Origin of the sequence: Caldanaerovirga acetigignens (assembly GCF_900142995.1) — a bacterium.
GTDB classification, from domain to species: Bacteria; Bacillota; Thermosediminibacteria; order Thermosediminibacterales; family Thermosediminibacteraceae; genus Fervidicola; species Fervidicola acetigignens.
Genome location: NZ_FRCR01000015.1, coordinates 1 through 22,535, shown reverse-complemented (window position 1 = coordinate 22,535; position 22,535 = coordinate 1). Strand labels below are relative to the sequence as shown.

The following is a 22,535-nucleotide window of genomic DNA, read 5'->3' as shown; positions in this document are numbered from 1 at the left end:
CTTATTGTTCAGTAAGTATAGACAAAGACAATAAGCGGATTTACGGTGGAGGATAAAGATGAAGATATTGTTGATAGGTGTAAATGCAAAATACGTACATACGAACCTTGCGATTAGGAATATAGCAGCTTTTTGCGGCTTGGAGGACATCGAGATTTTTGAAGGCACAATTAACGACAATATGGATGATATATTGGACGAAATTATTTTTAAACAGCCCGACATTGTGGCTTTCTCATGTTATATCTGGAATATTGAAGATATACATTATTTGGCGGAAAACCTGAAGAAGGTAAGACCAGAAGTTGTGATAGTCTTCGGCGGCCCGGAGGTTTCATACGATGCCGGTGAAGTTTTAAAAGGATGCGACTATGTGGATTTCATCATCGTCGGAGAAGGGGAGCTTTCCTTTAAAAAGCTTATAGATGCTATGCGTGGTTATCTTTCTTTTGAGGAAGTTCCCGGATTAGCCTACCGCAGAAATGGTGGAATACGTGTTAATGAAAGAGGTCCATTTGTATCGTTGGATGGAATACCTTTTTCATACGACGAAAGTGAAGATTTAAAAAACAGGATAGTATACTACGAGACGTCAAGGGGCTGCCCTTTTAGATGTGCTTTTTGTCTTTCATCATTAGATTCCACCGTGAGGGTGGCAAGCCTCGATAAAGTAGAAAGGGACCTTGCTTTTTTTGTAGGTAAAAATGTCCCTCTGGTAAAATTAGTAGATCGTTCTTTTAACTGCAATACCGAAAGAGCGACAGCGATTTTAAATATAATAAAACGATTGGGCGGAGATACGGTTTTTCACTGTGAAGTGAATCCGGAGCTTGTAAACAACAGATTTTTAGAAGCTCTTGAGGGGATCGAAGAAAGGCTCAGGTTTGAAGTCGGAATACAAACGACTAATCCTGTAAGCTTAAAGGAAATTTCAAGAAATCCCGATTTTAAGAAAGCTATAAAGGGCGTCGAACTTTTAAAAAAAGCAGGGATAAAACTCCACGTCGATTTAATCGCTGGCCTTCCTTATGACGACTTTGCAAGTTTCAGCGAGGCTTTTGACGATGTATACCGACTCGAACCCGATGAAATTCAATTGGGGTTTTTGAAACTTTTGAAAGGTACTGTTCTGAGGGAAAAGGCGAAGGAGTACGGAATAGTCTATAGGTCTTGCGCTCCTTATGAAATCCTCTACAACCGGTGGATAGGATATGAAGAACTATCGGTGCTCAAAGGTATCGCAAAGCTCATCGATAAGTACTACAATACCGGCCGTTTTAAGTTTACATTAGGCTACCTTGCGAAAACCTTTAAAAGACCTTTTGATTTTTATTATGAGATGTACAGGTACTGGCGGGGAAAAGGCCTTTTCAGAAAAGAACTTTCTCTAAAGTCGCTATACGATTACCTCGAAGATTTTTCAAAAACCTTGAAGGTAGAAGAAATGCTCGTGAAAGACCTTATTAAATTTGACTTTTTTTATTCTGGCGGTAAAGGTTCTGTTCCCGATTGTGTAGAGCTAAAAGAGGACAGGAAACTCAAAGATAAAGTGAGGTTGATTTTGAGCGACAGGCATTGGTTGGAACAGAATTTGCCGGAAGCTCAAAGTTTATCAGAAAGAGAATTATGGAAGAAAATTAATTATGGAATTTTCCGTTATGACTTGACGAACGATTTTAGAAAAAATGAAATAGGAATAATATTCTTCTACAATAAAGGGAAAACCTGTTTTGCAAAAATCAATGAATAAGCATTTTTTTCACATAAGTCTGCTCAGGAGAAAGGCGGTAAGAAAGCCGATGAGAAGACCCATATTGTCGATTTCATCGCCTATTTGATGAGCCTTTGGAATCATATCTGTACCGGTCATAAAAAGAATTGAACCTCCAGAGAAGGCCATTATCATTCCGAGCCAGGTTTGACCTATATCCTTTAGCAAATAGTATCCGCTTAATGCTGCGAAAGGGTCAAGCAAAGCAATTAACCCTGCTAAAGTCATAGCGGCCTTAGATGAAAATTTGCCTTCTCTTATTAATTCAGTAGTGGATGAGATGCCCTCCGGGATATTGTGTAAAAAAATCGAAAGCGCAAGCACTATGCCCAGCCTCCCTGTATCACTTGCAAAACCTATGCCCATGCTGAGTGCTTCAGGTAGGTCGTCTAATGCGGTCCCAAGTATAAGGCCCATACCAGGAGTAACTCTATTCACAAGGAATCTTTCTAAAGCGTAAAATACGATTCCTCCTGTCAAGAAAGCCAAAGATGTGAGTACCGCACCTGAATGACGATATGCTTCATGCATTAGAGAATAAGATAATACCGAAATTAGCACCCCTGAACCGAAAGTGAGTATAAAGGCAAATATTTTATCCGGAATTTTTTTCGTCCCAAAAAAGCCGCCCAGTATTACTGCTAGGCCGGAGAGGGAGCTGTACAAAAAAATCTTAAGAAAAATGTTCATAAATGTTACCTCCTATGGAGGATTTAAGAAGAAAGCGTTGAATTAAATAAATTTGGGAAGCGAAGCGGAGCTTTTATATAAAATAATTAAAAGTCATAAAAAATATGGGGGGTTTGTTTTGCCATACTCTGTATGTCCTTACTGTTTAAAAAGGTCTTATTCTGCAGCAGATCTAAGAGTATGGAAATGTCCTTATTGCGGCAGAGAAGTGGTGGAAGAAGAGTCATTTAGCGAAAAAGGGGATCTAGAAGATGCAAAAGAAGAGCAAGGTTAAGACCTTGCTCTTTTTTATTATATTATAACCATTATTATATTATAACCAAAAGGGCAGCGCACTAAAAACGGCCCTTTTTACCATACGGTTGGTCTTTTATAATGTTTGTCCATTTTTAGAATATAAGACGCTACATTGAAAGCATGATCGCCTATGCGTTCAAGGTTGCTTATTAAATCTAGGTAAATGACACCGGAACTCGGATTACATTTTCCTTCATTGAGTCTTCTTATGTGATTTTCTCTCAGTTTACGATCCATAGAGTCAATCTTATCTTCGTTTTGAACTACTGTAGCCGCAAGTTTTGAATCAAAGTCCTGAAATGCATTTATTGCATAAGAGAAACTTTCTTCAACTAAAGATGCCATTTCTAGAAGCTCTTTTATAGCTTCGTCTGTGAAGGGAAGTTTATGTTCATCTTTGTATTCGGCAAGTTCCAAAATATTCACATCGTGGTCGCCGACCCGTTCCATATCATTGACGGCATTTATCATATCCGCAATCGCCTTTGATTCTTCAGAAGATAAGGGCTTTTGCGAAAGAAGTGAGACATATCTGGTAATTTCCCTTGCCAAATCATTTATCACTACTTCTCTTTCCCTGAGAACCTTGGTTTCATTTTCGCTGAAATTCATAAAGAGTTTGATGGCTTCTTGAAGGTTTTTCAATGCCAGTTCTCCCATTCTGGCTATTTCTTTTCTTGCTTGTGTCAAAGCGAATACAGGAGTTTCAAGGAATCTTTCGTCTATATATTTTGTGCCTTTTTCTATGATTTCAATTTTGCCTGGTATTAAGTACGTTGCTATCTTGACCAATAGTGCAGCAAAGGGAAGCTGGATTGCCGTATTTGCAACGTTAAAAAAGGTATGGGCATTTGCGATTTGTCTTACGGGATCTAATGAAGTGTGGACGATGAATATTATGAAAATGGGTAAAATGAGCAGGAATATTATCGTACCTATTATATTAAAAAGAAGGTGAATAAATGCTGCTCTTTTGGCAGTGACATTAGTTCCTATGCTGGAAAGCAGGGCAGTTACGCATGTGCCTATGTTATCCCCAAATAAGATGGGTAAAGCTATAGAAATATCTACTATTCCTTGTGCTGCTAATGCCTGGAGGATCCCAATGGTAGCACTGCTGCTCTGAATTATGCCAGTTGTTATAAATCCCGCTAATACGCCTAGTATAGGTGTTTTACTGAAGTTAGTCATGAATTTCACAAATTCAGGCATTTTTGAGAGAGGTTTTAAGGCAATCTCCATTGTTTGCATTCCATAGAATAAAAGACCGAAGCCGAGTATTACTTGGCCTAAAAATTTTTGGCGCTTATTTCTTGAAAACAAATGAATGGCGGTACCCAAACCGATTGCAGGAAGGGCGAGTTTAGTAAGTTTAAAAGCTATGAGCTGGGCGGTTATGGTTGTACCTATATTTGCACCCATTATAACGCCGCTGGCTTGCATGAGGTCCATTATACGTGCATTGACAAGTCCGACTACCATTACTGTGGTGGCGCTGCTGCTTTGTACTAGTGCAGTTACTAATGTACCTGTAAGGACTCCTATGAACCGATTTCTAGTAAAATATTCCAATATTACACGCAGCCTGTCCCCAGCAGCTCTTTCCAAACCTTCTCCCATAAGCTTCATACCATAAATAAAAAGCCCAAGGCCTCCCAGAAGTGTAAGTGAATTCTCTAAACTCAAGCATATCCACTCCCAAAATATTTTTTTGACCACAAGTAATTATAGCATAATATTGGACATTTTAAAACTAAATTGGTAATGCGAATCTTATTAGCTATATCTTTCATAGATACAACTTAACAAAAAAAGGGCTTTTAAATGCCCCTTTTATAAAGCTTTTTCCTATTTCGCGGGAAAAGTCCTATTATTTTGATTCCATCTTTTGCAAATCCGACAAGGCTACTAATAACAAATCCTATTCCGGCGCCTATTAAGATGCTGTAAGCGAAAGAATCTCCTTTGTTCAGCAAAAGTTCTAGATTAAGGCCTAGGTAAGCAGGAATTCCTATAATTGGCCGAAAGATAGATAAATAGTCCGTGTAATATGGAATCCATGAAATCAAACACCAGATAACTCCAAAAGTAATACCTCTTAGTTGGTTTCTTGAAATCATTACAACACTCTCCTCGTTTTGTTGCCTCTATAAATTTTATTCTCATAATGCTATAATTTATTCTCAATTAAAATCACTTTCTGCTTTTCTACTTTTCGCATGTCTAGACAATTAATTTCAAAATTTGTAGTCTACGCAACAGTAATAGATCTGTATTTTTTTTAATATTGATAAAAAAAGGACAGGAGGTATAGTATGATTAAACTAATCGGCATTTTAATTATCATTGTGGGCTTTGCATTAAAGCTCGATCCGATAGCTGTGGTTGTTGTTGCAGGATTGGCTACGGGACTTACGGCTGGCATGAGTTTTAACCAGATACTTACTGCATTAGGAGATGCCTTTATAACAAACAGATATATGACGGTGTTTTTTGTGACATTGCCTGCTATAGGAATTCTCGAGTGTTACGGACTTAGAGAAAGAGCTGCGTATCTAATAGGAAAAATGAAATCACTAACGCCAGGGCGATTATTCGTGATATATACCGCTCTCAGGACGCTAGCTGCTGCATTGAGTTTAAGGTTAGGTGGGCACGTGCAATTTATAAGACCTTTAATCCTTCCTATGGCAGAAGGTTCTGCAAAAAATAATTATGGTGAATTAGAAGAACAGGACATTGAAGAATTAAAGGGGCTTGCGGGAGCTACAGAAAATTATGGGAACTTCTACGGACAGAACGTCTTTGTGGCGTCTGGTGGAGTACTCCTTATTATTGGGGTATTAAAAGAACTTGGATTTAATGTTGAGGCCCTTGCCGTTGCGAAAGCATCAATTCCAATTGCCGTAATTGCAGTTATTGTTTCAGCAGTTCAATTTTTGTATTATGACAAAAAACTTATCCGTAAGAAAAAAATGGCATAGGGGGTATAATTATGCAGAATATACTTCTTGAACTGCTTTACGTAATGTGTGGAATTATATCTTTTATCGCTGCGTATTATGCTTTTAATGGAAAAGAACAAGAGTGCAGGATAGGAACTTCGCTCTTTTGGGCTATCCTCGGTTTAGTTTTTACTATCGGCAGGTATATACCCAAAAACGTTGTCGGCGCGATGATACTTGTTATGGCGATCCTTGCTGCTTTCAAGCAGGTCAGAGTAGGGAAGTTTTTTACATCTTCTCCTGAATTTAAGGAGAAAAAAGCTGCCGAAATAGGAAACAAACTTTTTGTCCCTGCATTAGCCATAGCAGTGGCGGCCTTCGGAATAGCCCAATTTACCAAGCTCGGGGGACTTGTCGGTTTAGGAATAGGAGCTGTAATTGCGCTTTTGATTAGTTTTGTCACAACAGGTGCGAGAATTGACGAAGCAACTAGGGAAAGTGCAAGGCTGCTTCATCAGGTAGGTCCTGCATCTATATTACCTCAACTGTTAGCGGCTCTGGGAGCGCTATTTAATGCCGCGGGAGTAGGAGAAGTCATATCAAAAGGGATAGGTGCGATATTACCAGCAGATAACATAACATTAGGGGTCATTGCGTACTGTGTGGGAATGGCACTTTTTACCATTATAATGGGCAATGCTTTTGCCGCTTTTGCAGTCATAACGGCTGGCGTGGGGGTGCCATTTGTACTGAATCAGGGTGCAGATCCTGCTGTTGCAGCAGCGCTTGCGATGACCGCTGGATACTGCGGCACTCTTATGACTCCTATGGCCGCAAACTTTAATATAGTTTCGGCGTCAATTTTGGAATTGAAGGATAAGTATATGATAATTAAAAAGCAGATTCCAGTGGGAATAGTTTTACTTATAATTCACATAATCCTTATGCTTGTTCTTGCATTTTAAGAGAAAGGGGAATTAACAGTGAAAGTGCTTGTTACGGGATTTGAACCATTTGGTGGAGAAAAGGTAAATCCAGCTCTGGAAGCGGTAAAACTCCTTCCAAAAGAAATAAATGGTGCACAGGTGGTGGTTAGGGAACTCCCTACGGTTTTTAGAAAGAGCCTCGATGTATTATTTAGCGAAATCGAAAAAGAAAATCCGGATGTGGTAATTTGTGTAGGTCAGGCGGGAGGGAGATATGCCATTTCTGTAGAGAGGGTGGCAATCAACGTTGATGACGCCCGAATACCTGACAATGAAGGTAATCAGCCTATAGACCAGCCGATATTTCCCGACGGAGAAAATGCCTACTTTTCTACCCTGCCTATAAAGAGGATTGTGGAGGCCATAAAAAAGGAAAAAATTCCTGCAGAAGTTTCGAATACCGCAGGTACCTATGTTTGCAACCACGTGATGTACGGTGTTTTGTATTACGCTTCTAAAAAAAGGCCACACATGAAAGCAGGGTTCATCCACGTGCCTTATCTTTTCGAACAGGTAGTGGATAAGAAAAACACTCCGGCTATGGGGCTAAATGAGATTGTAAAAGCTTTGACAGTAGCGATAGAGCAGTCGATTTTAATTTAATTAAAATAAAACAACCTTTATTATAGTGAAAGCAGGTGCTAAGTACCTGCTTTTTTGTTATAATATCTACAATAATTACTTAAATAAACTAGAAAGGTCAAATTCTAAATTCAGGGTTGATAGAAATGAGAGATTATTACGAAAAGATATTTGATATCAAAAGACAAGAGAAGATGAGAAGTTTTTTTCTTGATTTAGCCAAGCAAGGTTCGAAGAAATTTTACAAAAAGGGTGAGATAATAAAAATCAATAGCAGTGAAGCTTATATAGCTATAGTGACTAAAGGCCGGGTGAAACAATCGGTTTTTGGGTACAATGGAAGGGAAAAGATCCTTTATTTTCTCCAACCAGGGGAAATTTTCGGGGAATTTGCTTACTTAGGCGGTGGAGAAGATATGATTGAGGGGCAAGCCATGGAACATAGTGAAATCTCTGTGTTGTTTGAAAAAGATTTGGAAAGAATTTTAAAGAGTAACCCTGAAGCATATAAATATATAACCCATAGTATGTGTAGAAAGTTCAGGATATTGATGATGCAGCTTTATGACCTTTTATTTAAAGATTCATTGGGCAAGCTCTGCGATGTATTGCTCAGACTGTGTTGCCAGCAGAACAAGGTATTAGATGACGGACGTATTATAGATTTACCTTTGACCCACGAGAATATCGCTCAATTAATCGGATGCGATAGAGTAACAGTAACTAAGTGTCTAAACAAACTCAAGAAGGAAGGCATAATAGAAGTAAGCCAGAAAAAAATTATGATAAAGCAGATAGAAAAACTGGAAGAATTTGTCGGTTAAGTTTTCTCATTAGCGAAATATTTTTTAATCCGGCGCTGTAGGGCAAAGCGACTTATGCCTAGAAGTTCTGCAGCTTTAGTTATGTTCCACTGGGTTCTTTCAAGAGCCTCCTTTATATGTCTTTTTTCCAACTCTTCCAGGGGAATAAAGGAATTAGTTGTTGATATTTCAAATTTTGCATTTTCACCTTCTTTTAGTTCTAATAGTTCTGATGGCAATTCGCGCTCTGTAATTATGTCCTTTTGAGCAAGAATAAAAGCCCGCTCAAGTATGTTTTTAAGCTCCCTCACATTACCGGGCCAAGAGTATTTTTGAAGAATGCTGACAGCGCCTTCAGAAAAACATTTTATGTTCTTTTTAAAAAGTTTATTAAAAAAGTTGCGATAGTATTCTATAAGTGGGACTATATCGGATTTTCTTTCCCGGAGGGGCGGGATCTTTATGTTGAATACGCAAAGGCGAAAATAAAGATCAGATCTGAAATTACCCTGTTCGGATTCATACTTTAGGTTTTTGTTTGTAGCTGAAATTATGCGGACATTGACAGGAATATATGACAGACCACCTACTCTTCTAATCTTTCTTTCTTCTAAAGCCCGAAGTAATTTGGATTGAAGCTCTAAGGGTAATTCACCTACTTCGTCGAGGAATAGGGTGCCATTATTGGCAAGTTCAAATAATCCCTTTTTCCTATCCCCTGCTCCTGTAAAGGCATTTTTCTCGTAGCCGAAGAGTTCGCTTTCGAAAAGACTTGCAGGGAGAGCGCTGCAATTTATGGGCACGAAAGGGCCAGACGACCGCCGGCTTTTCTCATGAATAACCCTTGCAATGAGTTCCTTTCCAGTGCCAGTTTCTCCTTCTATAAGAACGTTTGAATCTGATTGAGCGATAATATCAATTTGAGATAAAATTTCAAGCATTCTTTTATCGCTGGTTATGAATACTGTTCTTTCTTGTTTTAATTTCAAAAGCTCATTCTCGCTCTTTAATGCTTTTTCTCTTAATGCTCTTTCCAGAGAAAGTTTGATTTCGGTTAGGTCAAATGGTTTGGTTATGAAATCGTAGGCGCCTTTTTTTACAGCTTCTACTGCTGCCTTCGTATCTCCAAAGGCAGTGATTATGATAATTATAGTATCATAGGCAAGTTCTCTAATTTTTTCAATGAGTTGCATTCCATCAATGTCGGGTAGGCGAAGATCTAGAATGACCGCATCGTAAGAGTGATTTTTTAGAATGTTTAGCCCTTCTTTGCCGCTTAGAGCGGTTTTGACTGAATAACCTTCTGCTTGAAGAGCCATTTTTAAGGCGCTACATATTGATGGCTCGTCATCTACTATTAAAATTTGAGACCTCTCCATCGTTTTATCACCCTGTGCAGATACATGTTCGATAGGAATATTTTAATGCAAAAGAAAAGGGCCGTAAAGGCCCAAAAAATCGTAAAAAATTTATATTATTTTTAAGGCGACTAAGATCATTCTCAAGCCTAGGACTACTGTTACTGCTACTACAAAATATCCGAGTATGTTTGATACGGTTGTATTGACGAAATCCTTCATTATCTTTTTGTTGTTTATTACTAGGATTAGAAGTATTGCTGAAATTGGTAGCAGTATACCGTTGACTGCTTGGGCGAAGACTATTACCTGAACCGGGTTTGCCCCTATAAAAGCTACTGTAGCACCAATCAATATTACGATTAGCCAGATAGCGCGGAAGTAATTTGCCTTTAAGTCACTCTTTAACCCCAATATACCCGTAATAGCATAAGCTGCCGCCAAAGGTGCGGTCATTGCCGACGATATTCCGGCACCAAAAAGCCCTAAAGCAAAGAACCACTTTGCCCATGGCCCTAGAAGGGGCTCTAGCTGACGTGCCATGTCAGCTCCAGATTTAATTTGTACGCCTGTCCCAAACATAGAGGATGATGTGATTATTACTGCCATGGAAATCAATCCGCCTAAACCTATAGAGATTATCGCATCTAATCTGGATTCCGAAATAGCTTCTTTTTTGTCTTTATAGCCTCCCCAGCGCTCTACTGCTGCGGAAGAGTGCAGGTATAAGTTATACGGAACAACGGTAGTACCTATAAGGCCTAAAGTTACCAAAAGCGCACCTTGAGGGATCGTAGGGACGAAAAGCCCTCTTATAACTTCACTCCAATTCGGTGAAATTATTACTGCTGTGGCTATAAAAACAATGCTCATCATTATGACTATTGCAAGAAGTACTTTTTCAATGAGCTTATAACTTCCGGTCCAGAGGAGGATGCTTGCAACTAAAGCAATCAACACAACAAAGAGTTGTTTAGAGCCCCCGAGTATGACCTGTAATCCCATAGAAGCTCCGCTGATATTGCCGCTTTGGAAAGCGGAGTTTCCGATTCCTAGGGCTGCTATGACAAGAGCTATTACTATAACTTTTACCGTCGGATTTTCCTCAAAAGCTTCCCTGATTGTACTTCCCAGGCCTTTATTAGCCACTATTCCTATGCGAGCTGACATTTCCTGGAGGATTATGGTTGCTATTGTTGAAAAGAGCATAGCCCAAAGGAGTGCAAACTTGTAATTGACGCCAGCTAAGGTACAAGTAGTTACGGTACCGGGACCTATGAAAGCAGCTACGACTATCGCCCCCGGACCAATATTTTTAAGTTTTTGCCATAAGGTTTTTCTGCCTTCCATGGAGAACCTCCTTTTGCACTATTAGTTTTTTGTCAGTTAAATGTTCATAATGAGATATCTTACACATAACACCTCCCGCTGCAGAAATTTTCTTTTAATTTAATATGCGTTGTGCGCTCTCATGAATATGCATATTTCATTCCAATAAAGAAAATTAAATCCGAACCTTATTCAAAAGGCATTAGAAGCCAGTTGCATTCAACAAGATTAATTTGCATTTTCGCACGAATGGTGCGAAAATGAACGCGGAAATGCCAGGTACACTGTCGTTCCTCGATTTTGGGTACTTTCAATCCATATTCGGCCTTTATTTTTTATGGTCAGACTTTGGACAACGCAAAGTCCCAGTCCTGTGCCATCATTAAATGTGGTAAAAAATGGATTAAAGATCTTAGAAATATAAGCTTCTGGTATACCAATGCCCTCATCTTTTATGCACAAAATTGCTTCATCACCAATTAATCGGAGTGATATTTCTATCTTGCCTTTATTTTTGCTTGCCTTTACTGCATTTGTTATTACATTCATGAGTATTTGTTTTAAATGATTGGGATCTAAATAAAGTTCATCTTCTTGCGGGAATGAACATTTTAATTCCAAAGCTTTTTCCTTTAGAAGAGGCAGAATAAATGGTTTTATTTCCTCGACAATTTTCTTGAGTGATATATTGTTGGGTATCGGCTCCGAAGGACGAGCATAATGAAGCAGGCTTGTAATGATCCAGTTTATCCTTTCAATTTCCCTGTAAATTGCGGCAAAGAGTTGTTTCGATGTATGATCTTCGGCCAGTGAAGACATTGATTCTATTACCTGAAAGCAAGATTTAATCCCTTGAAGGGGGTTTCTGATCTCATGAGCTAGGGCAGCCGACATTTCGCCTATTGTCGCAAGGCGGTTTATATGCTCTATTTTTTCTTTGAGTTTTACTTCTTCTGTTACGTCGGAAAAGCAGAGGATAAGGTTTTCGCCCATGGGAGTTACTTCATATTCAACATATTTTGACATGCCATCTTCGGAAGGCAACTTTGCTACATCTTTTTGAGAAAGTCTATTTTTTTTCAAGTAATTTTTTATAAAATCCTTTGCCCAGTAAAAAAACTGGTGATTTTTGTCGAAGAGCTTTTTTGCTGTTTTGTTGAAAATCAGTATTTCGCCGTTTTGAGAAAAAAGGATAATCCCATAATTAATGCCGTCTAAAATTTTCTGGTTTAGTTCTTTTAGCCGGCTTACATCTTCTATATGACGTTTTAGCTTTTCGGCCATGGAATTAAAGGCATTTTTTAAAATTCCGATTTCATCGTTCCGACTATAATCCACTTTAGTATCGAAATTGCCACGGGCAAGTTCATCGCAGGCAATAGCTAACTTTTTTATGGGCATTACTATACTATATGCAAAAAATATAGTGAGCTGGGATGAAGCTAATATTGCTATAATTGCTACCAAAATTGTATACTTTTGAAGGTCGAAAAGCCTTGCGGTAATATAATCCTCGCTTATTATGGTTCGAGTGTAATTTTCGGGAAGTTTGGACAATATATCCTTAATTATCGTGTACGACCCGTAATACGACGTAATTCCTAGAACTGCTAAGGAAAGCACTATAATAATCAGAAATGGAATTAGAATTTTAAGTTCAATGCTCCCCACGCTTAGACCTCCATTCCGCAATGATAAAAGCTGTCAAAGAAGCGGCAAACCCTGGCAAGCCGGGATGAATATACATTATAATGGGAGAATGTGTGAAATCCTGAATCATAAAAAATAAGAAGTAGGCAAGAAGTCCGGAGATAAATGAAGCTTCTGCTGCAGATCTTGTTGCGCTTTTCAGGAAAATACCGGCATATAGCGCAACAAACGTTGACGAAGAAAATATTCCCCATATATTTCCACCGAATTCGATTAGGTTTTTCGGAGGATTGAAGGATAAAATCAAGGATAGTGTTCCGGCTAGTGCAATCACAATCCGATTTAAATTGATGAGTTCTTCTTCGCTTACGCCTTTCCTGAAATTCTTAAGTATATCGTAGGTAAAACTGTTAGCTATCAAAAGAAGTTCTGAGTTTGCAGTGGAAATTGAAGAAGCTATAATACCCACGAGGATAATGCCGGTAAGGTAGTTTGGAGATACATGGCTCAGCAATGTCGGTATTATTTCGTCTATGTTTCCAACGGGGTCAGATGTGGGAATTAAGGTGCGAAGACCTAGGGCACCGAATACTATAAAAGTATATATGACTGAAAGCAACAGGATTGAGTAGATTATCATTTTTCTTGATGTTGCTGCATCCTTTGCAGAGATTATCCTTATTACATACTGAGGATTTGCAGCAAGTCCAAGGCCCCATCCGAAAAACGAAGTAAAAAGGTATGCAGGAGGTTGAAGGCCTTTGCAGAAGATATCCAGCAATCCACCCGGAGGAGTTTTTATATTCCATCCAGAAACAGGGAAAGTGCTAATGAGAGCAGCTTTTTGAATCAAATTGACAGCACCTTTATTTTGAATGATTATGTATATTCCGAATGCACAAAATGAAAAAAATATGATGAATGCATTGATGGCGTCGGTTTTTACCACGGAGTAAAGCCCTCCAAAAGTGGTGTATAGGATGTAAAGGTAAAGCAAAAAAATGGCGGCGGTATAAGGTATGTTGAGCAATATGCTCATGACAAGGCCAAAACCCTTAATTTGCATTGTTATGTAAAATATATAGGAAGATATCATTATGAGAGCAGTTGAAAGCTGCATTAATTTTGACTTGTATCTGATACTGAAGAACTCAGGATACGTGAAAAGACTAAATTCTTCCCGCAAGCGCCTGGAGATTAATATCAAAAAGATGGCGCCGCAAAACCATGGTATTATACTATAAATAATCGAAGAAATTCCATAAATGTATATAGAGCCGCCCAGTCCTAAGATCGAAGCGGCGCTGAACCACGTGGCAAGAAAAGTAGCAGTGGAATAAAATGCGTTTAAAGATCGGCCTGCTACAAAGAAATCCTCCATATTATAGGTATCGTAAAAACCGCTTCTTGCAGAATATATCATCATTATCGTATAAATAAAGAAAAGCATCATTGATAGAAAGGGACCGTTCAATTTCACACCTCCACCCTGTTACTGAATCAATAGATGTACATCTGCCAACTATAATGATAGCTCAAATTTATAGATTTAAAAAGTGAAATTTGTTACGTGCCAAATCGCACACGGACTTTTTTAAAATTTAGTTCCGTCAGGCATAAATGATTTGGTATGAAATTTGCTGTATTTATAACATTGGCATAACTATTTATGAAAAATGTTCTACGGAGGTGTTATTATGATTTACAGGATTGACCTCAACAGCGATATAGGAGAAAGCTTCGGGGCGTACAAATTAGGGATGGATGAGGAAATAGTAAAGCACATATCTTCTGCCAACATAGCCTGCGGTTTTCATGCAGGAGACCCGTTGGTGATGGATAAAACTGTGCGCTTTTGCAAGGAAAATAATGTGTCAGTTGGTGCCCATCCGGGTTTTCCCGACCTATTGGGCTTTGGAAGGAGAAACCTGGATGCATCTTTCGATGAAATAAGAGCTTACGTCATTTATCAAATAGGGGCGATGAAGGCCTTTGCAGATTCCCACGGACTTAATCTGCAGCACGTCAAAGCCCACGGAGCTCTCTACAATATGGCGGCAGTGGACGAAAAAGTGGCCCTTGCTATTGTGGAAGCTATACGAGCGGTTGACGAAAATCTGATTTGCGTGGGTATGGCGGGAACTGCTATGGAAAAAGCTGCAAAAGAGGTGGGACTTAGGTTTGCGTGTGAGGTTTTTGCGGACAGAAATATAAATCCCGATGGCACGCTAGTTTCGAGAAAGCACCCAAATGCTATGATTCACGATGAAGAGCTAGCTTGCAAAAGGGTGCTAAAAATGATAAAGGAAGGGTATGTGGAGGCGGTAGACGGCACTTTGGTACAGGTCAAGGTAGACACCGTATGCGTGCACGGAGACAATCCAAAGGCGGTAGAATTTGCGAGAAAATTAAAAACTGTTTTAGAGGAAAACGGAGTGCAAATTGTACCAATGGCAAGTTTTCTTTAAGGGGATGAGTTATTATGTATGATAAACCGAAGATTTTACCTGCTGGCGATAGAGCTATTGTCGTTGAATATGGTGACGAAATATCGGAAGAATGTAACGCCAAAGTATTGAACCTGTACAATTTTATGAAGAATTCCAAGGTAGATGGAATAATCTCCATGATTCCCACGTACAGGTCCCTGCTTATTAAGTACAATCCCCTAAAGATAGATTTTGAAAAAATCTCAGAATACGTAAAAGCCGCTTCAAATGAAAAGGCAGGAGAATATGCATTTAAACCTAAAGTCATAGAAATTCCCGTGACTTATGGCGGAGAGTTCGGGCCGGATTTGGATTTCGTCGCCGAATATCATAAGATAACTCCCGAAGAAGTAATACGAATTCACGTAGAACCCCTCTACCGCATATACATGCTCGGCTTTACCATGGGGTTTGCTTACCTTGGGGGGATGTCCGAAAAAATAGCGACGCCGAGGCTTGAAACGCCGCGGGAGAAGATTGAGGCAGGTTCGGTGGGAATAGCAGGTAGCCAGACCGGCATATATCCTTTGGATAGCCCGGGAGGATGGAGGTTAATAGGGAAGACGCCGGTAAAACTTTACGACCCCAAAAGGGAAAATCCGATTTTGTTAGAAGCCGGTAATTATATAAAATTCGTCAGAATAGGGCCCGATGAGTTCTTCAGTATAAAAGAAGAAGTCGAAAAAGGAATGTATCAAATTAAGACTTATGAATATATTGGAAAGCGATAGAAATTTTTGATGGAGGAGAATCAAAATGGCTACTTTCAGGGTATTGCAACCGGGCCTTTTTACTACGATTCAAGATCTGGGAAGATACGGTTATGAAAGTCAGGGAGTGCCCACTTCAGGGGCTATGGATGAGTTTGCTTTTAGAGTTGCTAATATCCTTCTTGGCAACGAGGAAAACGCGCCCGCGCTAGAGATTACAGTGCTGGGGCCAACGTTGGAAGTTTTGGAAGATGTGGCTGTTGCAGTAACCGGTGCGCAGCTTCCTGTCGAAGTTAACGGTAAAAGGAGAATGGTGTGGACGTCTTTCCCCTTGAAGAAAGGTGATGTGCTATCGATAGGGGCTGTAAGTTCTGGATGTAGGGCGTATCTTGCTGTTAGCGGGGGATTTAAAGCGGAGGTGATAATGGGGAGCGCTTCTACCTATACCAGGGGTAAATTAGGTGGATTAGAAGGAAGGCCGTTGAAAAAGGAAGACTTGCTTTTCAGAGAATTGGAAAAGAAACCGGCCAAATTTTACAGGGTTGATGAAAGATACGTGCCTACTTATGAGAACGTTGCCGAGATAAGGGTTATTTTAGGTCCTCAAGATTATTACTTTGATGAGGATAATATAAAACTTTTTTTAAATTCTACTTATACTATAACGAAGGACTCTGATAGAATGGGGTACAGGTTGGAAGGGCCCCAAATTCGGGCAAAGAAAAAACACGATATTATAACCGATGGTATCGTGCCGGGAGCTATCCAAATTCCGGCAAACGGTAGTCCGATTATAATGTTGAAAGATGCTCAGACAACGGGTGGGTATGCGAAAATTGCCACCTGCATTTGGAGCGATTTGCCGAAACTTGCTCAACTTAAGCCGGGGGATAAGGTTAAGTTTAAAGCTGTTAAGGTAAAAGAAGCTCATGATTTATTGAGGGCGATGGAGAAAAATATAGAGGAAATAAAATCTTCGCTAAAAACTTTAAAGTACTTTGATATGAAAGTTAATGGAATGCATTACGATGTTATTCTGGAAAACATAGAGTGAATTAGGAGGATAGCGATGGAGAGGATAGGGGCCAAGGAAGCGAGAAAAATGATAAGGGAGGGTCAGTGGAAAGGGCCCACTTGCGGAATTGCCCTGGGATTTACCCAGGCAAATCTCGTGGTTTTGCCAAAGGAGTTAGCCTACGATTTTATGCTGTTCGCCTTCAGAAACCCTAAGCCGTGTCCTGTTTTGGAGATCACCGATCCCGGAGATCCGGAACCCAAAAACGTGGCGCCCGGCGCTGACATTAGGACTGATATTCCCAAATATAGGGTATATAAAAGAGGGGAACTATACGCGGAAGTAGATAATATTACCGAATTTTGGAGGGAGGACTTTGTGGCCTTCCTCATTGGATGCAGCTTCACGTTCGAATGGGCTTTGCTCGAGAATGGGATTCCAGTCAGGCATATTGAAGAGGGAAAAAATGTGCCGATGTACATTACCAATATTCCAACAAAGCCAGCCGGCATTTTTAGGGGCAACATGGTCGTGAGCATGAGGCCGATACCAAGGGACAAAGTTGTAAGGGCGATACAGGTTACTTCGCGATTTCCTTCGGTGCATGGTGCGCCGGTGCACATAGGGGATCCGGAAGCGATAGGAATATGTGCTCTAGAAAAACCTGATTTTGGCGATGCTGTCCAGATTAAAGAAGGGGAAATTCCAGTATTTTGGGCCTGTGGTGTTACACCTCAGGCTGTTGCTCTTGAATCAAAACCGGAGATCATGATAACCCATTCTCCCGGCCACATGTTTATAACCGATATCCGCGATGAGGAATTAGCCATAATGTAAAAATATTGTATACATAAAAGAAAGAAGAAGGATTTTTGAAGGATGTGTAGAATATTACAAACAAACAACAGTGAAATAATTCACAAGAGAGGAAAAAGTATGGGAGAACTGCCTGAACATGAAATAGTCATCACTGGATATGCTAAGCTTCCAGATAACACAACTGCTCAAAAATTATACAGCGTAGTAGGGATTGCCATTTTGGTAGATACTAGGACATCTGTAATAAAAGATGCAGATATAACATTGGCGACAAGTGTTGCTAAGACTTTTTTTAAAGAAGCCATAGTTGGAGAAAATATTGAAAAGATCGAAGATATTATAAAAATATTCGAAAATCAATACTGGGGAACAGCTAAAAAATCTATAATAACGGCGTTAAAAATATGTCATTTGAAATATAAGGAGTATTTAAACAAACAAAAATAAAGTTAGAAGGCCATTTGTCCGTGGCAGTGGAAAAACCTTTCACTGCAAAAAGCGGATAATGTGCGGCCGTAATGGCGATGTTGTGCCATTGCGGCCGCAATTTGTTTTATAAAAAAGTTTTATATGAGGTGGTTAAAATGATTGTATCCAGCGAAAGACTGCGTTTAAAAAAGCTTGAATCAAAGATAATGACGGCTGAAGAAGCGGCAAGTTTGATAGAAGATGGGATGACGGTAGGTACTAGTGGTTTTACGCCATCTGGATACCCAAAGGAAGTACCCCTTGCGCTAGCCAAAAGGGCAGAAAAAGAGAATCTTAAGATAAACCTATATACCGGGGCATCAGTGGGTGATGAACTGGATGGCGCACTTGCTAGAGCTGGTGTAATAGCCAAGAGGATGCCTTATCAAACTAATGACAGCATAAGAAATAGCATAAACTCGGGTAAGATTGAATTCGTGGACATTCACCTCAGCCATATGCCGCAGATGGTGAGGTACGGCTTTTTGGGGAAAATCGACGTGGCAATAATTGAGGCTGTAGCTATAAGAAAAGATGGTGGCATAGTGCCAGCAACATCGGTAGGTAACAGTCCCGTTTTTGTCCAAATGGCCGAAAAAGTCATAATAGAGCTGAATGAAAGCCAGCCCTTGGAGCTCGAAGGGATGCATGATATATATATTCCGAAAAATCCTCCTTATCGCAAACCGATTCCTATTACAAGAACTGACAAAAGGATAGGTACGACATATATACCATGTGATCCCCAAAAAATAGCTGCGGTTGTATTGACAAATAGGAGGGATAGCGTCAGACCTCTTGCTCCGGTAGATGAAACTTCGAAGAAGATATCCGAACACCTCATTGAATTTTTGGAAAACGAAGTAAAGCATGGCAGACTTCCCAAGACCCTTCTGCCGTTACAATCAGGCGTGGGCAATATAGCAAATGCGGTGTTGAGAGGACTTGTTGATTCGCCATTCGAGGGACTTGAATTTTATTCGGAAGTTATTCAGGATGCGGTATTCGACCTTTTAGATTGCGGGAAAATGACCGTAGCTTCTGGAACTTCGGTCACTCCTTCAGAAGAGGGACTTGAAAGATTTTACAAAAACATTGATTTTTATAGAAACAAGATTATACTTAGGCCGCAGGAGATAAGCAATAATCCAGAAGTCATCCGCCGTTTGGGGGTCATAGCTATGAATACTGCTATTGAGATAGATATATACGGTCACGTAAATTCCACTCACATCATGGGAACCAAAATGATGAACGGCATAGGAGGTTCAGGTGATTTTATTAGGAACGCTTACATCTCCATATTTGCTACTCCTTCTACTGCTAAAAATGGAGCCATTTCCTGCATAGTTCCAATGGTATCTCACGTAGATCATACCGAACATGACGTTATGGTTGTGGTTACAGAGCAAGGATTGGCAGATCTAAGGGGCCTTAGTCCAAAGGAAAGAGCAAAGGAGATAATACAAAAATGTGCTCATCCAGATTATAGAGATGCACTTATGGAATATTACAAAAAAGCTATTGATTTTAGCGGATCTGCCCATACGCCTCACATCCTTGAGGAAGCCCTTTCATGGCATATAAACTATTCGAAAAAAGGGAGGATGATATAGTGATATGAAAATTCTGCGTCTTCTCTTAGATTGAAATAGCAAGGAGGGAATTGATTTATGGAATCATTTATTAAGAGCATAATGGAAAATAAATTTTTCATCCTTTTTGTTGCTACTGCTCTCGGCCTAATGTTGGGGAAAATTAAGATCAAAGGTATAAGCCTTGAGACTTCTGGTGCACTTTTCGTTGGTCTCGTGTTCGGAGCGCTCGGATATAAAGTAGATAAAGTACTTTTTACCTTCAGCTTGGTACTGTTTGTTTCAGCAGTGGGACTTCTGGCAGCTAAGGACATAGGAAGGGTAGTGAAGCTCTATGGCTTTAAATTTGCTCTGTTAGGGATAATAATAACCTTTGCTGGAGCTTTTGCCACTTTTGCTCTTACTTTGATGTTCCAGGGGGAGCTTGATCCTTACTTGGTATCTGGCACATATACTGGCGCTCTGACCAGCTCGCCGGGCCTTGCAGCTGCGCTGGAAGCTACAAAAAACAATCCAAATATAACAATAGGGCATGCTGTCGCTTATCCCTTCGGCGTAATACTTGTGATACTTTTTGTCCAGTTAGCTCCTATCATCTTCAAGATAGATGTGAAAAAGGAACTCGAAAGGTATAGGATGGAAATGGGGCAAGGTGGATCATCGGAGAAAGTTGCAGGAGAGCCGGCGAAGGAAAGTTTCAACTTACTTAGCTATTGTATCATTCTTGCGCTTGGCATCATTATCGGCAGCGTTCCTTTTAAAATACCTGGTATTGCAACACCAATAAAGCTTGAAACCACCGGTGGAGTCCTAATATCCGCGCTAATTCTCGGCTATTTTGGAAAGATTGGTCCCTTGAACACTATGATGCCTAAGGAAGTACTCGCTACATTTAGGGAATTAGGGTTGGCGTTCTTCTTGGCAATCGTAGGGATTGAAAGTGGAGCCGGTGTAGTGGAAGTAGTTAAGCAGTCAGGAATTACCTTGATGGTGATAGGATTTGTGGCAGGAGTTTTTGCAGAACTTGTAGGATTTTTAATAGGTAGATATGTCTGGAAGATAAATTGGATTCTATTAGCAGGAGCTATATGTGGAGGCATGACTAGTACACCGGGGCTTGGGGCAGCTATTGATGCCACTGGTACCGATGAAGTTGCTACTGGATATGGGGCAACTTATCCAATAGCACTTCTGTTCATGGTAATATGGACTATATTGCTTCATACGGTGCTCGGCTGATTGATTGAATTCATATTACAATGAATTTGCCCGGTATCACGATGTGTTTTTAGATTTTTACCATTTTAAAATAGGCTGGTACCGGGCATATCCCAAATGAAAAAATGCAAAAGGAGGTATTAGGAGTGTTTGACAAGGAATCCCTCAAGAAACTTGAGGAAGAGAAGGCAAGATGGGAGAGCACGACGGTAGAAAAAGTGATAAAGAAGGCGCCAGAAAGATACGAGAAGTTCTATACCGGCTCTAACTTAGAAGTAGAGCGGCTGTATACACCATTAGATGTGCAGGAAATGGAATACACAGATGACCTTGGATTCCCGGGAGAGTATCCCTTTACCCGCGGAATTCAGCCCACCATGTACAGGGGCCGGCTGTGGACCATGCGCCAGTATGCGGGTTTTGGAACAGCAGAAGAATCCAACAAGAGATACAAATACCTGCTATCTCAGGGCCAGACGGGCCTCAGCGTAGCTTTCGACCTGCCGACCCAAATAGGTTATGATTCGGATCACCCGCTTGCCCAAGGCGAGGTAGGCAAGGTTGGAGTTGCCATCGACTCACTGCAGGACATGGAAATACTCTTTGACGGAATACCTCTTGACAAGGTCAGCACATCAATGACGATAAATGCCCCTGCCGCTATACTCCTTGCCATGTATATAGCGGTTGCAGAAAAGCAGGGAGTAAGTTCAGATAAGCTTTCCGGCACTATCCAAAACGATATATTGAAGGAATACGTAGCAAGAGGAACATACATATTCCCACCTGAACCCTCGATGAGGCTCATCACCGACATTTTTGAATTCTGCTCGAAGCATGTTCCCAAATGGAACACCATCAGCATAAGCGGCTATCACATAAGGGAAGCGGGAGCGACGGCTGTTCAAGAAGTGGCCTTTACTCTTGCCAACGGCATAGCCTATGTAGAAGCGGCGATAAAAGCCGGGTTGGACGTTGACAAATTTGCTCCGAGGCTGTCTTTCTTCTTCAACGCACACAACGACCTTTTCGAGGAAGTGGCGAAATTCCGGGCGGCCCGTAGGCTATGGGCAAAGATTATGAAGGAACGCTTCAAAGCAAAAGATCCGAAATCCATGATGCTGCGCTTCCATACTCAGACGGCCGGTTCGACGTTAACGGCCCAGCAGCCCGACAACAACATTGTGCGAGTAACAATACAGGCCTTAGCAGCGGTTTTAGGAGGAACCCAATCCCTGCATACCAATTCAAGAGACGAAGCATTGGCACTGCCAACCGAAGATTCAGTTAGGATAGCATTGAGAACTCAGCAAATTATTGCTTATGAAAGCGGAGTTACAGAAACCATAGATCCGCTAGCAGGTTCATACTATGTAGAACACCTTACAAACCTCATAGAACAAAAAGCTATGGAATATATAAAGAAAATAGATGAACTGGGCGGTGCGCCTAAAGCCATAGAAAAAGGCTACATACAGCAAGAAATCCAGGACAGCGCTTATAGATATCAGCAGGAGATAGAATCAGGCCGCAGGATAGTGGTAGGAGTAAACAAATTCCAAATTGAAGAAGAACCTCCAAAGAATTTATTAAAGGTAGATCCTGAAGTAGAAAGGATACAAAAAGAAAAACTTAGTAAATTAAAAGCCACGAGGGACAATTTAGCTGTAAAGAACGCTTTAGATGAACTTTCTAAAAAGGCTTTGTCCAATGAGAATCTAATGCCGACAATTATTACCTGCGTAAAAACGTATGCGACGTTGGGCGAGATTTGTGACACTCTGCGCCGAGTATTCGGCGAATACAAAGC

At 40.4% G+C, this 22,535-nt stretch carries 21 protein-coding genes; 14 read left to right on the top strand and 7 right to left on the bottom strand.

Annotation, left to right across the window (positions count from 1 at the left end; translation table 11 throughout):
- Positions 1–58: 58 nt before the first annotated feature.
- Positions 59–1,750, top strand: a complete 1,692-nt coding sequence (locus BUB66_RS10195; protein WP_073258190.1) for a B12-binding domain-containing radical SAM protein — start codon at positions 59–61, stop codon at positions 1,748–1,750.
- Positions 1,751–1,759: 9 nt separating this feature from the next.
- Here BUB66_RS10195 and BUB66_RS10190 read toward each other — a convergent pair whose 3' ends face one another.
- Positions 1,760–2,461, bottom strand: a complete 702-nt coding sequence (locus BUB66_RS10190) for a ZIP family metal transporter (protein WP_073258188.1) — start codon at positions 2,459–2,461, stop codon at positions 1,760–1,762.
- Between the two features lie 118 nt (positions 2,462–2,579).
- On the opposite strand from BUB66_RS10190, the gene BUB66_RS12180 reads away from it, so the two are divergent.
- Positions 2,580–2,735, top strand: a complete 156-nt coding sequence (locus tag BUB66_RS12180) for a hypothetical protein (RefSeq protein WP_159431530.1) — start codon at positions 2,580–2,582, stop codon at positions 2,733–2,735.
- Positions 2,736–2,812: 77 nt separating this feature from the next.
- Here the strand turns inward: BUB66_RS12180 and BUB66_RS10180 are convergent, their stop codons facing one another.
- Both BUB66_RS10180 and BUB66_RS10175 read right to left on the bottom strand, forming a co-directional pair.
- Positions 2,813–4,444: a Na/Pi cotransporter family protein gene (locus BUB66_RS10180; protein WP_073258184.1), complete on the bottom strand. Its 1,632-nt coding sequence runs from the start codon at positions 4,442–4,444 to the stop codon at positions 2,813–2,815.
- Between the two features lie 134 nt (positions 4,445–4,578).
- Positions 4,579–4,878 (bottom strand): hypothetical protein, encoded by a 300-nt coding sequence (locus tag BUB66_RS10175; protein WP_073258182.1) that lies wholly within the window; start codon positions 4,876–4,878, stop codon positions 4,579–4,581.
- Between the two features lie 195 nt (positions 4,879–5,073).
- Here BUB66_RS10175 and BUB66_RS10170 point away from each other — a divergent pair, with 195 nt between their 5' ends.
- From BUB66_RS10170 to BUB66_RS10155, 4 genes are all read left to right on the top strand, one after another.
- Entirely contained in the window at positions 5,074–5,742 is a 669-nt protein-coding gene (locus BUB66_RS10170) for a DUF969 domain-containing protein (protein ID WP_073258180.1), read from the top strand.
- Between the two features lie 8 nt (positions 5,743–5,750).
- Positions 5,751–6,668 (top strand): DUF979 domain-containing protein, encoded by a 918-nt coding sequence (locus tag BUB66_RS10165; protein WP_425291880.1) that lies wholly within the window; start codon positions 5,751–5,753, stop codon positions 6,666–6,668.
- Between the two features lie 18 nt (positions 6,669–6,686).
- Positions 6,687–7,292 (top strand): pyroglutamyl-peptidase I, encoded by a 606-nt coding sequence (pcp, locus tag BUB66_RS10160; protein ID WP_073258176.1) that lies wholly within the window; start codon positions 6,687–6,689, stop codon positions 7,290–7,292.
- A gap of 125 nt (positions 7,293–7,417) precedes the next feature.
- On the top strand, positions 7,418–8,095 hold the full coding sequence (locus BUB66_RS10155) for a Crp/Fnr family transcriptional regulator (RefSeq protein WP_073258174.1): 678 nt from the start codon (positions 7,418–7,420) through the stop codon (positions 8,093–8,095).
- Here BUB66_RS10155 and BUB66_RS10150 read toward each other — a convergent pair.
- The 4 genes from BUB66_RS10150 to BUB66_RS10135 all read right to left on the bottom strand — a co-directional run bounded on the left by BUB66_RS10150 (position 8,092) and on the right by BUB66_RS10135 (position 13,885).
- Complete coding sequence (locus BUB66_RS10150) at positions 8,092–9,453, bottom strand: sigma-54-dependent transcriptional regulator (RefSeq protein ID WP_073258172.1); 1,362 nt, start codon at positions 9,451–9,453, stop codon at positions 8,092–8,094. The genes BUB66_RS10155 and BUB66_RS10150 overlap by 4 nt on opposite strands.
- A gap of 90 nt (positions 9,454–9,543) precedes the next feature.
- Positions 9,544–10,782: an Nramp family divalent metal transporter gene (locus BUB66_RS10145; RefSeq protein ID WP_073258170.1), complete on the bottom strand. Its 1,239-nt coding sequence runs from the start codon at positions 10,780–10,782 to the stop codon at positions 9,544–9,546.
- 207 nt (positions 10,783–10,989) lie between these two features.
- Complete coding sequence (locus BUB66_RS10140; protein ID WP_073258168.1) at positions 10,990–12,432, bottom strand: sensor histidine kinase; 1,443 nt, start codon at positions 12,430–12,432, stop codon at positions 10,990–10,992.
- Positions 12,419–13,885, bottom strand: a complete 1,467-nt coding sequence (locus BUB66_RS10135) for a sodium:solute symporter family protein (RefSeq protein ID WP_073258166.1) — start codon at positions 13,883–13,885, stop codon at positions 12,419–12,421. Before BUB66_RS10135 ends, BUB66_RS10140 begins: the two co-directional genes overlap by 14 nt.
- 226 nt (positions 13,886–14,111) lie before the next feature.
- Between BUB66_RS10135 and BUB66_RS10130 the strand changes: the two genes are divergently transcribed.
- The 8 genes from BUB66_RS10130 to BUB66_RS10095 form a co-directional block, all read left to right on the top strand.
- Positions 14,112–14,879, top strand: a complete 768-nt coding sequence (locus BUB66_RS10130) for a LamB/YcsF family protein (protein ID WP_073258214.1) — start codon at positions 14,112–14,114, stop codon at positions 14,877–14,879.
- A 14-nt stretch (positions 14,880–14,893) separates the two neighbouring features.
- Positions 14,894–15,631, top strand: a complete 738-nt coding sequence (gene pxpB / locus BUB66_RS10125) for a 5-oxoprolinase subunit PxpB (RefSeq protein WP_073258164.1) — start codon at positions 14,894–14,896, stop codon at positions 15,629–15,631.
- 25 nt (positions 15,632–15,656) lie between these two features.
- The gene (locus BUB66_RS10120; protein ID WP_073258162.1) at positions 15,657–16,664 is read left to right on the top strand and encodes a 5-oxoprolinase subunit C family protein; all 1,008 of its coding nucleotides are present in this window, start codon (positions 15,657–15,659) and stop codon (positions 16,662–16,664) included.
- Between the two features lie 15 nt (positions 16,665–16,679).
- Positions 16,680–17,462 (top strand): putative hydro-lyase, encoded by a 783-nt coding sequence (locus BUB66_RS10115; RefSeq protein ID WP_073258161.1) that lies wholly within the window; start codon positions 16,680–16,682, stop codon positions 17,460–17,462.
- Positions 17,463–17,561: 99 nt separating this feature from the next.
- Entirely contained in the window at positions 17,562–17,891 is a 330-nt protein-coding gene (locus BUB66_RS10110) for a DUF3870 domain-containing protein (protein WP_159431529.1), read from the top strand.
- Positions 17,892–18,028: 137 nt separating this feature from the next.
- Positions 18,029–19,528, top strand: coding sequence for a succinyl-CoA:acetate CoA-transferase ScpC (locus tag BUB66_RS10105; RefSeq protein ID WP_073258159.1), 1,500 nt, complete (start codon positions 18,029–18,031; stop codon positions 19,526–19,528).
- A 57-nt stretch (positions 19,529–19,585) separates the two neighbouring features.
- Positions 19,586–20,746, top strand: a complete 1,161-nt coding sequence (locus tag BUB66_RS10100) for an aspartate-alanine antiporter-like transporter (protein WP_073258157.1) — start codon at positions 19,586–19,588, stop codon at positions 20,744–20,746.
- Positions 20,747–20,871: 125 nt separating this feature from the next.
- A partial coding sequence (locus BUB66_RS10095; RefSeq protein WP_073258155.1) for an acyl-CoA mutase large subunit family protein occupies positions 20,872–22,535 on the top strand: 1,664 nt, incomplete at its 3' end.

Bases quoted from the DNA above. Each gene is read 5' to 3' on its own strand.
- BUB66_RS10195 (WP_073258190.1), top strand. From the start codon at position 59: ATGAAGATATTGTTGATAGGTGTAAATGCAAAATACGTACATACGAAC.
- BUB66_RS10190 (WP_073258188.1), bottom strand. From the start codon at position 2,461: ATGAACATTTTTCTTAAGATTTTTTTGTACAGCTCCCTCTCCGGCCTA.
- BUB66_RS10175 (WP_073258182.1), bottom strand. From the start codon at position 4,878: ATGATTTCAAGAAACCAACTAAGAGGTATTACTTTTGGAGTTATCTGG.
- BUB66_RS10170 (WP_073258180.1), top strand. From the start codon at position 5,074: ATGATTAAACTAATCGGCATTTTAATTATCATTGTGGGCTTTGCATTA.
- BUB66_RS10155 (WP_073258174.1), top strand. From the start codon at position 7,418: ATGAGAGATTATTACGAAAAGATATTTGATATCAAAAGACAAGAGAAG.
- BUB66_RS10150 (WP_073258172.1), bottom strand. From the start codon at position 9,453: ATGGAGAGGTCTCAAATTTTAATAGTAGATGACGAGCCATCAATATGT.
- BUB66_RS10145 (WP_073258170.1), bottom strand. From the start codon at position 10,782: ATGGAAGGCAGAAAAACCTTATGGCAAAAACTTAAAAATATTGGTCCG.
- pxpB (WP_073258164.1), top strand. From the start codon at position 14,894: ATGTATGATAAACCGAAGATTTTACCTGCTGGCGATAGAGCTATTGTC.
- BUB66_RS10120 (WP_073258162.1), top strand. From the start codon at position 15,657: ATGGCTACTTTCAGGGTATTGCAACCGGGCCTTTTTACTACGATTCAA.
- BUB66_RS10115 (WP_073258161.1), top strand. From the start codon at position 16,680: ATGGAGAGGATAGGGGCCAAGGAAGCGAGAAAAATGATAAGGGAGGGT.
- BUB66_RS10110 (WP_159431529.1), top strand. From the start codon at position 17,562: ATGGGAGAACTGCCTGAACATGAAATAGTCATCACTGGATATGCTAAG.
- BUB66_RS10105 (WP_073258159.1), top strand. From the start codon at position 18,029: ATGATTGTATCCAGCGAAAGACTGCGTTTAAAAAAGCTTGAATCAAAG.
- BUB66_RS10100 (WP_073258157.1), top strand. From the start codon at position 19,586: ATGGAATCATTTATTAAGAGCATAATGGAAAATAAATTTTTCATCCTT.